This is a genomic window from Liquorilactobacillus mali KCTC 3596 = DSM 20444 (genome assembly GCF_000260415.1).
Taxonomy (GTDB): domain Bacteria; phylum Bacillota; class Bacilli; order Lactobacillales; family Lactobacillaceae; genus Liquorilactobacillus; species Liquorilactobacillus mali.
Genome location: NZ_BACP01000066.1, coordinates 1 through 15,717, shown reverse-complemented (window position 1 = coordinate 15,717; position 15,717 = coordinate 1). Strand labels below are relative to the sequence as shown.

The following is a 15,717-nucleotide window of genomic DNA, read 5'->3' as shown; positions in this document are numbered from 1 at the left end:
AACTATTGGGTATTCTTCCAAGACCTCTGCAAGTTTTTTTATTTCATTTTCAGAATAACTTACTCCTGTTGGATTATTGGGGTAGTTAAGAACTAGCATTTTAACAGACGTATGATATTCATCCAAGTAGGTTTTTAACTTTTCAGGAGTTAATTCATACTTATCATCTTCTGTGTCAATCTCTATATACCTAGCCCCATTTATCTTTGCTAAATTCCTATACAATCCAAATGCTGGTGAAGGGCACAAGACCATATCTCCCTCCCCCAAAAAAGAGTTCATAGCTGTACTTATTGCTTCACTGGCACCATTCGTGACAATGATTTGCTCTTGTGGATCATATGACACTGCATAATGGCGCCGCCGCAAATATTCACTGATTGCTTCTCTAAGTTCAACTATTCCACGATTAGGAGCATAGTGGGTTTGATTATCAATAATTGCCTTTATTCCTGCTATTTTTATATGATCAGGAGTATTAAAATAGGGTTCACCCAATGTGAGTTTTATTATACCGGGTATCTTGCTAATCTCATCATCAAACTTTCTAATTAATGATGGTTCAACTGCTAATAAATTTTTATTCAGTAGGGAAAGGAGTTCATTTTTCAACTCTAATTCATCTCCTCACTCAGATACGCTAATAATCCTTCAGCACCTTCAATAAAATATTTGACTCCCGCTGTTAAAGTTTCATCAAGTCCAATAAAATTCGGTTCATGCCAATCTGCTGCATCTGAAGAACCGTTAGAACCGACGAAAGCAAAAACTCCCGGAATCTTTTTTTGATAGGTGGCAAAATCTTCTCCTGCCATTGATAAAAGGGGCTTATGAACCTTACTTGATATATTATCAATTACCACTTCTGTCAAACTTGAATCATTATTTATTGGAAGTGCCCGCTCGCTCCAATCTATTTCAACTATCTGCCCATATGCCCCAGCAATTCCTTCTGTTAATTCGAAAAGTCTTTGTTTCACTAATTCAGCATTTTTTTCATCAAAAAGACGTACAGTGCCTTGAAGATAAGCTTCACTTGGAATAACGTTCCAGACACTTCCCGCATTAATATTAGTGACACTCACAACTACTGCGTCTTGCGGATTAACATTTCTGCTTACAATCGTCTGCAAAGCACCAACTATCTCAGTTAAAGTAATTATTGGATCACGACCCTTTTCCGGTTTTGCTCCATGTGACCCTTGACCTTTTATTGTGATCTCAAACTTATAGCAGCCCGCCATCATCGGACCAGCCTGCAAGGCGATGGTACCAACTGGTAAATTTGGATTATTATGAAAGCCTAAAATGGCCTTCACATCTTTAAGTACACTTTTTTCAATAACCTGTTCTGCACCGCCCCCCGCTTCTTCAGCCGGTTGAAACAAAAATCTGATTGTTCCTTCAATCTGATCTTGATTATCTTTAAAATACTTTATTGCACCCAGCAGACTAGTTAAATGTAAGTCATGACCGCAGGCATGCATTCTACCTGGATTAAGTGATTTAAAAGCCAATTCTGTTTTTTCTTGGACCGGTAAGGCATCGAGATCTGCCCTCAAAGCAATGATTGAACCAGGCCTTTTGCCCTTGATTTCTGCCAAAAGTCCCGTATTTAAGTTAGTTTCCAAAATAGAAACTCCCCAATTGGTCAAAACTTCTTTAATTTTCTTTGTGGTATTGAATTCATTATTAGATAATTCAGGATATTGATGGAAATAATGACGCATTTCGATTATATCTTTCAAATCAATTACAATTCTTTTTTTAGTCACTTTATTCTCACTCCTTAAAAGCTTGTTTGATTGCCTGGGCTAAATCTTGAATTAAATCACCTGCATCTTCTAATCCAATGGAAAGTCTAACAAGGTTGTCTGAAATATTTTGCCTCTTTCTTTCATCTTCAGGTACCTCACGGTGAGTTGTTCCACTCGGATTAACAATGAGTGACCGATTATCACCAACGTTGGGCAAGTAAGTAAAAAGCTTAACACTATTCAATAATTTTCTGGTGTTTTCCACAGTTCCCTTTAATTTAAATGAGAATACTGTTCCTATTCCATTGGGATAATATTTTTCAACCAAGCCCTTTTGGGGCGTATTTAAAAGCCCACTATGAAAAATTCTTTCGATGTGCTCATTTTTTTCTAAAATATTGGGCAATCTTCAAGGCTGTCAGGACTTCTTTATTAATCCTCTCTGAAAGTGTTTCAAGCCCAAGCAATCCAAGATAAGCCGCAAATGGATTTAATACTGCTCCCATCAGCCTTAAATACTTTGTCCGCAGATGTGCAATAAAAGCCTTCTTGCCAAATACTCCTACAAAGCTGCTATCTTCTCTTCCTTCTTCGTCTAAGGTTAATTCGGGTTCAAAAAATTGTGGGAATTTCTCCTTAGTCCATTCGAACTTTCCACCATCAACAATTATTCCAGACACAACATTACCATGGCCGCTAATACCCTTAGTTGAAGAATAGACAACAATGTCGGCTCCAAATTTAATTGGATTGAACAGATATGGGGTTGGAAAAGTATTATCGACAATCAGTGGAATTTTATTTTTATGTGCTAATTCAGCTAACTGTGATATATCTGCAATGTTTGTAATCGGATTAGAAACACTCTCGACGTAGATAGCTTTCGTATCAGGCCTTATAAGTTCTTGAATTTTGTCGAAATCACTAATATTTTCAACAAAATCAAAATTGATATTATACTTGGGTAAGAGTGTCCTAAATTCATCCAGAGAGGCTCCATAGATATCTAATGGAGCAATAATTCTTCCACCTCCTTCAGCAACATTTAAAACCGCATAGGTGATGGCTGCCATACCGGAAGCAACTGCAACCGCACCAACACCGCCATCAAGATCATTAATTCTTTTTTCAAAGATATCGACCGTTGGATTAGAAACTCTTGAATACATAAAGGATCCCGGTAATTCATTTCGAACTATTTGATCTGCACGTTCAGTATTTTCCAAGTCAAAAGCAACACTTTGAAAAATTGGAACAGTTGCAGAATAACCAAAATTCTTCGGGTCATATCCGCTATGAATCTTTTTTGTATCGAATTCATTACTCATTAAGCTCATCTCCAATTGTTAAAATTAATCATTAATCCCCGACAAATTCTTCTATTTCAAAGTTATCTCACCAATCCCGATCCCATTCTTTATTTTTCTAAACACTCTATTCTTTTTTCCAGCCAATAAAATAACCTAACATTTCATGTTTTAATGTCTTTTAACATATTTGAAATCTGTTCTTTAAAATTTTCTAACTTCCCAAATAAATATTAATAAGTGTTCTAATTCTTTGTTCTCTTTTAAATTTATATATACTTAGTTTTTATAGTATGCACTCTTAATCAATTTGTTTACATTGGTATTGCTCTTTAAGAAACCGGCTTTTTTCAACTGTTCTGCATAATACTTCAAGTCTGCCTTGCCAGCTTTACCCTTCAATGAAAAATGATAGCTCTTAATCAAGCTCTCAACATTCTTATGGTTAACAAATTTTGTCTCTGCTACATATTTTTTGTTTAGAAGAATGCTAGCGGTTTCTGAAGGATGTTTATCAATCCATGCTGCTGCCTCTTTATATGACTTCACAATTGCTGCAGCCTTTGCAGGGTTTTCCTTAACCAATTTTTGCGGTAAGTACAAATAGCAGCAAGAACCACTTTTCTTCATACCCATCTTTGCCATTTTAGTGCTGTTAGAGCTGTTATTATTATTAACAATTACTCTAAAATGATTTTGTTTTTGTGCTTGGTAAGCGTAAGGATCCACAGTTGCAATTGCATCCACCTCACCCTTTTCTGCCGCCTTAGTTAACAAATCATAATCAAAAGTTTTCCAAGTTACCCCACTTTTAACATCGATACCTGCGTGCTGCAGAGCAATTGTTGCCACATATTGACCAGTAGAACCTTGACCAGGTGTACCAATTGTCTTGCCTTTTAAATCCTTGACACTATGTATACTCGAATTTTTAGGAACTAAGACTTCGATACACCCCTGGTGTAATCCACCAGCAGCAAGAATTTGTGCTCCATTTTGAATAGCTGGCAAATACTGGAAATCACCATTTAAGGCATCATATTTGCCACTTGAAAATCCGGCTTCAAGATCCCCAATGCTTGTTGGCTTAGCAACTAAATTAGCTTTAAGCCCATTTTTTTTGAAAAAACCTTTTTCATATGCAATGTAATTGGGAGCCCCGCAAATCGTTCCGTTTTTTGCTGGGACAGTTATTGAACCATATTTATAGCGTGAACTTGCATAAATTGAATTACTATTGAAAGCAAAAAAAATTCCAATTGTTGCTACAAATATTGTCACGAACTTTAATGCATTTCCCCTAAGTTCTTTTTGATTGCTCATCCTATTATCTCCTTACCTTATTTAAAATTCAGTATTTGTTGTAGTCTTTTCCTTGTCTCCAAAAACTCAGAACTGTCACGCTTTCGCGGAAATGGTAAATCATTTCTAACAATTTCTTTGACTCGTCCTGGATGCGGGGTCATCACTAAAATCCTTTGACTCAAGTAAATAGCTTCATCAATGTCATGTGTAACTAAGATCATCGTTGTTTTCTTTTCTTGCCAGATTTTGTAAACAATGTTTTGGACATCAACGCGCGTAAATGCATCCAGCGCCCCCATAGGTTCATCCAATAACAGCAGTTGTGGGTTTAGAACTAATGATCTTGCCAGTGCAGCCCTTTGTGCCATCCCACCTGATACTTGATTTGGGTATGCATCTTCAAAACCTTTTAACCCCATAATTTCTATGAAGTGATCTACCAGTTTCTGATCAAATTTCTTGCCTTGCACAGCTTGTAGACCAGAACCAATATTTTGTCTAATTGTTTCCCATGGATACAGACTTCCATGCTGAAAGACATATCCTCTTGAAACTGATGGTTTAACAATTTTTTCTCCTGCGAGTGTCACCTCACCTTTTTCAGGATTATCAAGTCCAGAAATAACGCGTAACAAAGTTGTCTTGCCACAGCCTGAAGGACCAATTAGCGACAAGAATTCCCCATCTGCAACAGAAAAGTTAATATCATCAATAATTTTCAAATATTTACCATTATTGTTAAAAATCTCTCGACTAACATCTTTTACTTCCAGAAAAGCCAAATTTTCCCCCCCTAACTTGCCATTTGCCGCCAACGAAGTACTTTCTCCTGAATTTTGTTAATCAACGCAAAGATGATTGAAAAAAGTAGTGCCATAATTACGATTGCGCCATACAATTGACTATAATTTCCGGTGCTTTTCGCCCAGTTAATGTACCATCCTAACCCGACTTTTGCCCCAATCATTTCCGAGATTACTAGCATCGTAAAAGACAGCCCCAAAGACGTAAAAATACCAATAAAAATGTTTGGCAATGCCCCTGGAATTACAATTTTCTGAATAATTCTGTGTTCACTGAACCCAAGTGTATATGCTGCTTCAAAATATGTTGGTAGGATACCTTGTACACCCCCAATAGTCATAAAGGCTACGGGAAACCAAACTGACAAAACTATTAAAAAAACTTCTGCTAAAAAACTATTTGGAAATACTACCATGGTTAATGGCATCCAAGCTGCTGCAGGAATGATGCCAATTACTTTCAAGTATGGGAATGACCAATAATTGAATTGACGATACCTTCCTAGTAATATTCCTAGAACGACCCCTATTAATGCACCTATTACGAAACTAATAAGCCATAAAACCAGCGATGATATAGTTGATTCCAGCAACAACAATGCATCATATCTCATCTGTTCCAAAATTTGCGCAAAACTGACGAAATATGGCAGAGCCAAAGTGCCAAACTTCTCTGTCAATAAATCTTGAACACACAATAAAATTCCTAAAGAAATATTTAATTGTGCAAAATGCCCGCTATAAAATTTCACTCTTGAACTAAAAAAATATCCTACTAAGTAGACAAACAAAAGGTAGAATATAAAAATTAAAAGAAATATCCGATAGGGCCCATTGTCTACACTTTCACTTGAAGCAACCAACAAATTTTCGACCAATGCAACAACAACTGCTAGAATACTAAATATGTTCCAGCCGGACGACCACCCCTTCCAATATTTTTTATTAAATATTACCCGTTTACTGTTTTCCATAAGCAGCCCACCTCCTTTTATATGTATGATCACACTTCAACGGTGATAATGTAATAAATCGAGTCCTTGTTGAATATCTGCAATTAAATCAACCGGCGATTCAATCCCAACTGATAATCTAACTAGCTGAGAGGTTATTCCAATTTCTTCTTGTTCCTCTTTTGAAAGTTCCGCATGAGTCATTTTGTAAGGTAATTCAATCAAGCTCTCGACTGCCCCTAAGCTAACTGCAAGTTGAATCAGATTGAGACTCTCAACAAATTTGATTGCATCCAAACCGTCTTGCAGTTCAAAAGAAACAAGTCCACCGAAGCCGTTAACTTCTTGACTAGCAATCTCATAATTTTTTGTTCCTTGTAAACCCGGAAAATATATTCGTTTAATTTCGTCGCGGTCTTGTAAAAATTTCACAATTTTCACTGTGTTGCTAAGATGTCTATCCATCCTGACTGCTAATGTCTGAATCCCTCTTCTAATCAGGTTAGACGATTCTGGAGATAAAACTGCACCAATTCCGTTTTGATTAAAATAAATTTGCTCTGCTAATTCTTTATTTTTAGCAACTACAGCACCAGCAATCACATCAGAATGTCCACCTAAGTACTTTGTGGCAGAATGAATAACTATATCTGCACCCAGTTTGAGCGGTTTTTGCAGATATGGCGTCAGGAAAGTGTTATCGACAATCGTTAATAATTTATTTTCTTTTGCAATCTTGGCAATTTCTTTAACACTTGTAACTCGCAGTAAGGGATTGGAAAATGTTTCAAAATAAATAGCTTTGGTGTTTTCTTTAATAGCATTCCTTACAACTGACACATCCTGTGTATTGACTGCCGTGAACTCTAGATGCCATTTCTTGAATATTTGATTTATCAATCTAAAAGTTCCACCATACACAGTATCTCCAATTATGATATGATCTCCTGGTGAAAAAATTGAGAATACTGAATGAATTGCTGCCAACCCTGATGAAAAAGCAAACCCCTGGTATCCTCCTTCCAATTCTGCAATTTGATCTTCTAAATAATTTCTTGTTGGGTTTCCAGAACGTGCATAATCCCAACGAACTTTAGCATCAACTTTCGGAAAAATATAAGTTGACGAATTATAAATCGGAATGTTTACCGCTCCGGTATTATTATCATTTTGGCTTTTTCCATGAACTAACTTTGTATCAAACTCAGACATTACATATCTCCACACTTTCTCTATCAATTTTTATTGAAATAAACTCATGATTCCTGATTCTGTAAAAAAATCGCCCCATAGTCATTCCCGACTACGAGGCGATTTTTTCGCGTTACCACTCGTTATTTAATATCAAATTACTTTGAATATTCTTACCAAGTCATAAAAATAATGCTGTTTATAACTGTGATGCTATAACAGGCATTCCTGTCCACCGCTTACTTAAAAAAGCTCACACTGGAATTAAATTCAAAAGACCATCTTCATTCATTTGCTTCAATGACTACTCTCATCAACATAGTCTCTCTGTAAATTTTTCAAAGGAATTACTCATCTCTTGTTAATTTTTATATTAAATTATCCGAAGCTCTATTTTTACTTACCATTATTAATCTTTTCTTTAACCACCACTCAATCTTAATTAATTATTGTACAAAAAAAGCCCTTGTCTATTGTTATCAATAAACAAGGGGCAAACATCAATTGCGGTACCACCCTTTTTTCACACTAAAACCGTGTCTCAACGATATTGTAAAAACAATATCCGGAAAAATAACGGTTCCTACCGAATATGCAGCTTGCACCGCACACCTCTATATCCAAGTTCATCTTCACCATTCAAACCGATACTTACTTCTCAGCCAACGTAAGTTCTCTGTATTCAATTCAATATAGTTACTCTTCTCTTCAAAAGATATATAATTAGAAAAGGATTAATTCGTTACAGTGAATTCTAATCTTGCCAATCCTCTTTGTCAAGAATTTTTTTAATTATAATTCTTTTAATTTTAAAATAAAAAATTAAGCAGCTTTCTTCTAAGAATTTTATATCAACGCAAACTCCTTTTCCCATAGATAACACCAATCCATAAGAATAATTCTATCAAACAAAAAAAGAAGATAAAACACGCCATAAAGAAAGTATCGGGTAATGCATTAATTATCGGATCTAGTTTTGGATCAAAAAGCCAGTCACTATTTCTAAACAATACTTCATGAAATATGATAAAAAATTTATTAAAATTAAGTACCATTATCATAACCAAAACAAAAAGGACTAACATCGTAAGCTTTGCCGGAACAATTAATCTCCATTGGCTCTTTTCTGCCTTCATTTTTTTTATGACCAAAAATGAAGGTACAACAGTTAGTAGCAATACGCAATAATTAACAAAAAATAGATGTTTTACATCAAAAAAATGATGAATTCCATCAGCCGAAGATGGTAAAGTTAAATTCAAACTATTGACCCAGGGATAGTTCAAAAAAGAAAGCAAACGATAATATTCTTTCATCAATTCTTGATTACTCAACCCAACTAAACTACCTAGATCGTCCTTAAGAACAAAAAAATGATAGAGTGGCGTAAAATTAATTGTAATAGTGATACTCAAAGATAAAATAAACAAAAAAAGAATAAGAGCAGCTATAAAATTTCTTCCTCTGTCTTTTAACATCTAGAATTTCCATTCATCAAGTGATTCGATTTCATACGTTGGTTTGATTTCTTTTTGCTCAATAAGTTTGTGCGTCGACACGCCTGTATAGACGAGCAATGTATCAATATTACTTCTGATCCCTGCCAAAATATCTGTCATATAATTGTCACCAACCATTATGACCTCGTTGTTAGACAAGCCAATTCTTTTCAACGCCTTCTCCATAATAATAGGCTCTGGCTTACCGATATATGTAGCCCTTTGCTGTGTTGCACATTCTACGAGGGAGATGACAGAACCGGCTCCAGGAACAAGTCCTCTTTCATTAGGCAAATTAGTATCGGCATTAGTTCCAATGAACCTAGAACCATTTCTAATCGCAAGTGTTGCTAATTCAAATTTATGATAGGTAACATCATAATCCAACCCAACAATTGTATAATCTGGTTGCTCTTCTTCGAATGTAAACCCCTTATCAAAGAGGGCTTTTTTTAATCCGCTTTCACCAATTACATACGCACTTCTTTTTTGCTCGTCTAAGTCAGCAACGTAATCCGCAGTTGCTAGACCCGAAGTATACACATTATCAACGCTTACATGTATATCAAAATTTTCACTCAAATTTTGGACAACCTTTTCTGGAGTCTGTGTGCTATTATTTGTGACAAATAAAAAAGGAATTCCTTTTTCTTGAAGTTTATCAATAAATCTCTTTGCTGCTGGTATCGGTTCTTTTCCACGATAAATTGTTCCATCTAAATCAATCAAATAACCCTTGTAACTTTTCATCTTCTACTCTCTCCTCTTACACTTTTGAATCCCTTTGTTCGTTTTTTTGTCTGATAACAAAGTGTCTTTTCCTTGCATTATTTCGTTTAATAGTTGCTACAGCAACATTTTCTTTTCTATTCTTTCGCTCGTGTATTTCAAATTTCTTTTCAGAAACATATGGTTTCTTTTTTCGATTTACCTCTCTTGACTTTCTGTGCATTTCTTTTGCACCAAAATCAGTATTCTTCTTGTTATTTCGATTTTGCCGTTTCTTAGTGTTCTTGACAGGTTTAACAACATCCAAATTATGCAGCACAAAATATGCACAGCCAAAGTTGCAATACTCTAAAAGATAGTCTTGTAAATGGTCTATGCTCTGTGAAGGAAAACCCTTTTTACTATCCGCCGCATAAAAACCATGAAGTCTCAACTGATCATACCCCCAGTCACCTACTATATAATCATATTTTGTAAGTATCTGGCTAAACCGTTCTTTAAGTTTCTCAACATCAAACCCATTATGAAAGTTCTTTTCAATCACATAAGGATGACCATCAATCAATAACTGTGTCTCACTTTTAACTTGAACATCGCTGGCATATGCCTTAATAGTTTCAGCCTTCTTTGCTAATTGTGCTTCACGACGCTCCTTCTTCTCACTATTCATTCTTCACGCTCCTCAATTCTAAGGTTATTATACAGGAAATTTTTCTCCAAAGTAATCCCCAACAATGTCTCTCAAAAAGCGATCACCTAAGTAATCAATATGGCCCGCAATTTCCAATGTCGGAAAAAAAGGACAATATACGAAATTATCCACCGTTGCTATTTCATAATCTGCACCTGGATCAATCATTCTTCCATGGATTAAAATATTCTTCGACAGCGAATCATATTTTATTCCATCATACACTATTTCACCAAATGCCTTTCCCCTGAAACCATTTCCCTTTACAACTGTATTTCGCAAATGGTTGCGATTCTTTTCCATTTCTCTAATTAAGCGCCATAAATTATAACCATTTAATCTAACATTAATTACTCGCATTGGATGAGGCAAGATACGATGCAAATCATTTTTTGATATTATTCCTTGATGCAAGTCACCTAAAAAGAGACCGCCATTTAAAATCGCAATTTTTGTTCCAGTAACACCTTCGATAGCCTTCAAACTTGCTTGCATGAGTGGTGACCATTCTTTTTGAATTCCCAGATAATCTTTGGGTAACAGAGCAACTTTTTTGTTATCCAGCATTTTTTCACCCTTTTGCTGGTAGTTATTGATTTCTCTTAAATCACCATTGAATTCTGGCAATTTTGCAACATCAACAACACTTGCTCTACTTTTCATCAATTCATTATGGTCGCATTCTAAATCAACCCTACCGATATATTGACCCCATTTACCAGCCGCACAGAGTAACGTATTATCCACAACTTCACCTTTGACCAACAGGTGATGGGTATGGCTTCCTAAAATAATATTAATTTCTTTGAATTTTTTTGCCAATGCTCGATCAACATCAATTCCAAGATGTGAAAGCATAATAATTATATCAACTTTATCCTTTAAGTCTGCCAATAGTTTAGGAAGTACATTTTCAACTTTTTCCGCATACCATCTGTTCATTTCATATGTTGCGGGGAAAGGTGCAGTACATGCCAAAACTCCAATTTTAGTACCGAATGAGGTTTTAAAAATTTTATTTGCTCTTACCCATGAGGGAAGACGACCGCTATCTTGATTTTTTATATTGTCTAAAATAACTGGAAAATTAGCATTCCGATATAAATTGTCTAATTGTTCATGTGAATTACCAATTCCTTCATTATTTCCGATCGTAACGGCGTCGTAATTAATCGTGTTCATTAGTTCAACATTTGCTTTCCCATTGGTTGCTTCAGTCAGTGGATGCACTCGGTCCATTGCATCTCCTAAATCGAAAACCAAAACTTGGTTACCTTCAAGTTGTAATTTTGCTCTTGTCTCTATCAAATATCTTCTAATTTTAGGCCAATTCTCCAAGTGTGAATGTAAATCATTTGTGTGTAAAATTGTAATTTTCTCAGCCATGATAACCTCCCTCAAACTACTTAGATATTTTTTCCTAGTTTCTGATACCCATTCAATATTTTACAACTTATTCTGTATTAAAAAAACAATCTACGAGTAGATTGTTTTTCGATATCTTCTTTAACAATATTCATGCTATTTTTAGTTATTTTCCAAATTGTAAACATCTTCGGCAATCATTAACTCTTCATTTGTTGGAATTGTCCACACCTCAACGGCAGAATCAATGCTACTTATTTTCTGCTCCACAGCTATTGCATTTTCATTACATTCTTCATTCAGTTTAACACCAAAAATACCTAATTGTGCACAAACCATTCTACGAATAAACGGTACATTTTCTCCTATTCCACCTGTAAAAACAAGTGAATCAACCCTGCCTAACTCTGCTGCATAAGAACCAATATACTTAACAATCCGATTAATAAATATCTTCACTGCTAAGTCAGCACGATGATTGGTCTCCTTTTGTGCAAAGACTTCTCGCATATCTGGAGATATTCCAGAAATTCCTAGAATTCCCGACTCCTTGTTTAAGATATCAAGCACTCTCGTAGAACTAACTCCCAACTGATTCTCTAAGTATATCAGCAAAGATGGATCGACATCACCAGATCGAGTTTGCATAGTAATTCCTGAAACAGGAGAAAAGCCCATGCTGGTATCTATTGACCTACCATCTTTAACTGCACAGATTGAAGCACCTGATCCTAAATGCATTAAAATAGTGTTTGTTTTAGCCTTCTTTTTTGAAGTCAGTTCTAACAACCTATTAAAAACAAAACGATAACTTATGCCATGTGCTCCAAATTTTTGTACATGATACTTCTTATAATACTCATAAGGAATACTATAAATGACATTTTCTTCTGGCATAGTATGGTGAAAACCAGTATCAAAAACCGCTACACTGAGTGCCTCAGGTAATACTTCTTTAAATGCTCTTATTGCCATAATATTCGCAGGGTTATGCAAAGGAGCCAGTACTTTTAATTTCTCCATTTTGGCTAAGACTTCATCATTTACAACCACAGATTTACTAAAAACAGTCCCACCATTGACAAAGCGGTGTCCGACACCTTTAATCTCATCAAGCTGCTCAACAATATGATATTCTCTAAGCAATTCGAGGAGTCTAGTAACTGCTTCTTGATGATTATCTGACTGAATCTGTTCAGTTATTTTTTTTTCTGCAAACTCAGTAGTTTCTATTGCACCATCAAGTCCTATACGCTCAATTTGTCCTTTAGCAATTACTTTTGCACTGGGCATATTAAATAATTTCCACTTTAGTGTTGAACTGCCTGCATTTACTGCTAATATTTTCATGTTATTCTCTTTCTCCCAAAATAAACAATATTGTATACTTACTTATTTTTATTTATCCAATTATCAACTTGTTGTAAAAACTTTGCAAAAGCTTCTTTATCCTTAATAGCTGGAAAGCCACCTAAAAGGACTGGATTTGCTTGCTTTGCTCCATTCCCGCGTTTTTGTAACAACAAAAGCGATTTTGCACTATCTTGCGACGCAAACAAGTCATTTGGCAGATTCAATATTCCTTGAAAATGTGCCTGTTGTTGAATTACCTCAAGTAAACTTTTAGCTTCAGCTGACTCAAATAAATTCTTAGGTACAAGGAATATTCCCCACCCACCTGGAAGCAATTGCAAAATAGATTGTTCAATCAATAAATGATGCACAAAAGAGTGGCCACTCTTTGCTTTGGTTCCAAAGTTAACTACACGTTCATCAATTGGATAGTATCCTACTGGTAAGTCACTTAAAACAACATCGACTTTCGGTGTGATCAAATTATCAATTGCATCTTGATGATATAGATGTGCCTCAATTTGCTGCATCTTCAGGCTCATTCCAGCAACGGCTAATAACGTATCATCGTTATCAACACCAAATAACTCAACTTCTTTTACTTTGTTTTGCTTCAGATGATTCGTTAAAGTACTCAATAAGTTACCAGTTCCAACTGCAATATCTAAAATCTTAATTTCTTCCTTTGGACCTAATATTCGTTCTAGTAGATATGCAACTAACAATCCAATTGAATCAGGCGTCATTTGATGATTCGGTTGAATCTTGTCGACCTTACTTGCATTAACCAAGGCAAATTGAATAACCTGTCTCATTTCCTCTGGTGAAAGATTGATATCTAAAAATTCGGCATAAATATGTTCCAGTTCTTTAATAACTTTTTCTGTTGGTTTGCCATCTTCAACCATTATCTTCCCGTTTTCAAGCAAGTTATCTCCAGTCTCGACCAAAGCATCCATATAGGAAGAATCTAAATCTTCTTTTAACAAATTTATTGATTTATCAAACAAGTTATAAGCACTGCTTATTTTTTCTAAATTCATTTTTTTCACTCCATTTATGATAACCTATACTAGTTTAACGAAAAAAAATATAATTTCAATCCACAAACTATATTTAATCCTCTGATTCATCAATCATAATTGTTATTTTTTCCCCTGATTTCAAATTTACTATAAATCCATCCGAATTTTTTTTTACGATACCATCACAAAACTCTATAACCCCATTCTTTTCTATATTATTAGTTTTTGCTAAATTAACTAAAATTTCAGCCGTTTTAAAATCAATCGTTTTTTTTAGTGCTGACGAACGAATGTAATAGTAATACATTTGCGCACTAAAAATCAATCCCATAATCATAAGCAAGGTTAGTGCTGAAAAGATAACATAGCCCCCCGATTTTTTCAAAAATTTTATTCTCCTTTTCTAATTGGTAACACCAATTCGCTATAATAATCTCTTCCGTGAAATTTAGATCTGATTTTCAATGTATATTCTTCTTTGTCGTACAAAGCATTAAAAAAGCTGACATCATCCAAAAGTGGCTGATAACCACTTTCATCACCTGTCAGCTTGAGAACACCATCTTTTAAATACAAAAGATATTCCTTGTTTGTTGATTCATTATACAATTTTGTAACATTTCCGCTCTGGCTGACAAATTTTAATCTCATTGACTCATACGATAATGCATCCATTGCCTGCTGCCATTTAAAAAAATCTTGACTTTTTGTTCCCCCATTTATTTTGTTACTTGTATTCATCGCAAAACTAAATGTTAGTAGTATCATAACTGTCAGTAACAGTGTTAAGAGTGTCTCAAACAATGTAAATCCATGATTATTTTTTCTCATCATCCCACCTGTAAATCTTATATTTATCAATTTCTTGTCTTTCATTCTCTGATAACTTTTCGTGACCCTCAATCACCATTTTCTTACTAATATTCAAATCTTTGTCTACTTTTCTCAACTTTTCCATTTGTTCTTCCTCATGTCTAACAAGAACATGCTGTTCATTAAAAAATAAACTGGTCAATCCACAAAGCAAAACCATTTCAATTACTATTTCTGCAAGCAAATAACCGTTACCGCCCCTCTTTTTTAATACGATAATCACCCCATGCAAGTTGAAAAGTAATGACATACTTCAACTTAGTCACCTCAGAATTGAAAACAACTGTATCTGGCTTCACTCGACCATTTGCTGAAATCTGAATATTCCGATATTGGTACAAATGTAGGCCCTGAGGATAATAAAGGTACTTCTTTTCTTTATTACTAACCACAAAAATCGCTTTATCATTATAAAAGTATACGTTTCCCCTTTGTCCACTTTTTGGAACAATCGTAACCAATCTCATCCACATTGCATCAAACTTTTTCCAAAAAATTTCTTCTGAAACTTCGTTGTATTTATTTTGAATAGGCCAAATTGAAATTAGTAACATGAAAGCCGAAATACTTAAAACAATCATAACCTCTATTAATGTAAATCCCCCTTTATTTTGTTTCTTCATCAGAATCAATTACAATCTTCTCATTTTTTGCCTTTTCATATTGTTTTTTGCTTAAATAACTCTTTTCATATAATTGATCAAGCGAAACTGTTGAATCACCGGTATCACTTTTGTATAAGTCAGCTTGCGTTTGAACTACTTCTGTAAATGCCTCACCACCGATTTTTTGTGCATTGCTTTTTTGTGCACCAAGTTTTGGCATTATTAGTAATAACAAAACTCCTATGATAAAAATTACGATTG

The 15,717-nt window shown here is 34.9% G+C and carries 19 protein-coding genes; all 19 read right to left on the bottom strand.

All coding sequences use genetic code 11. The annotated features are described in order from the left end of the window. A partial coding sequence (locus GSM_RS12345; RefSeq protein ID WP_010078366.1) for an aminotransferase class I/II-fold pyridoxal phosphate-dependent enzyme occupies window positions 1–612 on the bottom strand: 612 nt, incomplete at its 3' end. 2 nt (window positions 613–614) lie between these two features. Beyond that, complete coding sequence (locus GSM_RS12340; RefSeq protein WP_003691411.1) at window positions 615–1,775, bottom strand: amidohydrolase; 1,161 nt, start codon at window positions 1,773–1,775, stop codon at window positions 615–617. Between the two features lie 7 nt (window positions 1,776–1,782). Beyond that, on the bottom strand, window positions 1,783–2,163 hold the full coding sequence (locus tag GSM_RS15530; protein WP_003691409.1) for a PLP-dependent transferase: 381 nt from the start codon (window positions 2,161–2,163) through the stop codon (window positions 1,783–1,785). After that, a complete protein-coding gene (locus tag GSM_RS12330; RefSeq protein WP_003691407.1) occupies window positions 2,138–3,085 on the bottom strand; it encodes an aminotransferase class V-fold PLP-dependent enzyme in 948 nt (315 codons plus the stop codon). The genes GSM_RS15530 and GSM_RS12330 overlap by 26 nt, the downstream gene beginning before the upstream one ends. Before the next feature lie 258 nt (window positions 3,086–3,343). Further along, window positions 3,344–4,387 (bottom strand): ABC transporter substrate-binding protein, encoded by a 1,044-nt coding sequence (locus GSM_RS12325; RefSeq protein ID WP_003691406.1) that lies wholly within the window; start codon window positions 4,385–4,387, stop codon window positions 3,344–3,346. 17 nt (window positions 4,388–4,404) lie between these two features. After that, window positions 4,405–5,151: an ABC transporter ATP-binding protein gene (locus tag GSM_RS12320; protein ID WP_029327451.1), complete on the bottom strand. Its 747-nt coding sequence runs from the start codon at window positions 5,149–5,151 to the stop codon at window positions 4,405–4,407. 11 nt (window positions 5,152–5,162) lie between these two features. Further along, a complete protein-coding gene (locus GSM_RS12315; protein WP_003691400.1) occupies window positions 5,163–6,146 on the bottom strand; it encodes an ABC transporter permease in 984 nt (327 codons plus the stop codon). 36 nt (window positions 6,147–6,182) lie between these two features. After that, window positions 6,183–7,337 carry a trans-sulfuration enzyme family protein gene (locus tag GSM_RS12310; protein ID WP_003691399.1) on the bottom strand — a complete coding sequence of 385 codons (1,155 nt, stop codon included), beginning with the start codon at window positions 7,335–7,337 and terminating at the stop codon, window positions 6,183–6,185. A gap of 830 nt (window positions 7,338–8,167) precedes the next feature. Beyond that, window positions 8,168–8,794 (bottom strand): TIGR01906 family membrane protein, encoded by a 627-nt coding sequence (locus GSM_RS12305; protein WP_003691397.1) that lies wholly within the window; start codon window positions 8,792–8,794, stop codon window positions 8,168–8,170. Beyond that, the gene (locus GSM_RS12300) at window positions 8,795–9,565 is read right to left on the bottom strand and encodes a TIGR01457 family HAD-type hydrolase (RefSeq protein ID WP_003691395.1); all 771 of its coding nucleotides are present in this window, start codon (window positions 9,563–9,565) and stop codon (window positions 8,795–8,797) included. A gap of 16 nt (window positions 9,566–9,581) precedes the next feature. Further along, complete coding sequence (locus GSM_RS12295; RefSeq protein ID WP_003691394.1) at window positions 9,582–10,214, bottom strand: YutD family protein; 633 nt, start codon at window positions 10,212–10,214, stop codon at window positions 9,582–9,584. A gap of 27 nt (window positions 10,215–10,241) precedes the next feature. After that, window positions 10,242–11,621 carry a bifunctional metallophosphatase/5'-nucleotidase gene (locus GSM_RS12290; RefSeq protein WP_003691392.1) on the bottom strand — a complete coding sequence of 460 codons (1,380 nt, stop codon included), beginning with the start codon at window positions 11,619–11,621 and terminating at the stop codon, window positions 10,242–10,244. Between the two features lie 141 nt (window positions 11,622–11,762). Beyond that, window positions 11,763–12,950, bottom strand: a complete 1,188-nt coding sequence (locus tag GSM_RS12285) for an acetate/propionate family kinase (protein ID WP_003691391.1) — start codon at window positions 12,948–12,950, stop codon at window positions 11,763–11,765. Window positions 12,951–12,988: 38 nt separating this feature from the next. Continuing rightward, window positions 12,989–13,996, bottom strand: a complete 1,008-nt coding sequence (locus tag GSM_RS12280) for a class I SAM-dependent methyltransferase (protein WP_003691389.1) — start codon at window positions 13,994–13,996, stop codon at window positions 12,989–12,991. A gap of 73 nt (window positions 13,997–14,069) precedes the next feature. Then, window positions 14,070–14,363 (bottom strand): hypothetical protein, encoded by a 294-nt coding sequence (locus GSM_RS12275; protein WP_003691387.1) that lies wholly within the window; start codon window positions 14,361–14,363, stop codon window positions 14,070–14,072. Window positions 14,364–14,368: 5 nt separating this feature from the next. Then, window positions 14,369–14,809 carry a competence type IV pilus minor pilin ComGF gene (locus tag GSM_RS12270; RefSeq protein ID WP_235720386.1) on the bottom strand — a complete coding sequence of 147 codons (441 nt, stop codon included), beginning with the start codon at window positions 14,807–14,809 and terminating at the stop codon, window positions 14,369–14,371. After that, a complete protein-coding gene (locus tag GSM_RS12265) occupies window positions 14,796–15,035 on the bottom strand; it encodes a hypothetical protein (protein WP_003691385.1) in 240 nt (79 codons plus the stop codon). The genes GSM_RS12270 and GSM_RS12265 overlap by 14 nt, the downstream gene beginning before the upstream one ends. A 7-nt stretch (window positions 15,036–15,042) precedes the next feature. Further along, entirely contained in the window at window positions 15,043–15,474 is a 432-nt protein-coding gene (locus GSM_RS12260) for a prepilin-type N-terminal cleavage/methylation domain-containing protein (RefSeq protein WP_003691384.1), read from the bottom strand. Continuing rightward, a partial coding sequence (locus GSM_RS14355) for a type II secretion system protein (RefSeq protein ID WP_010078365.1) occupies window positions 15,458–15,717 on the bottom strand: 260 nt, incomplete at its 5' end. The genes GSM_RS14355 and GSM_RS12260, both read right to left, overlap by 17 nt.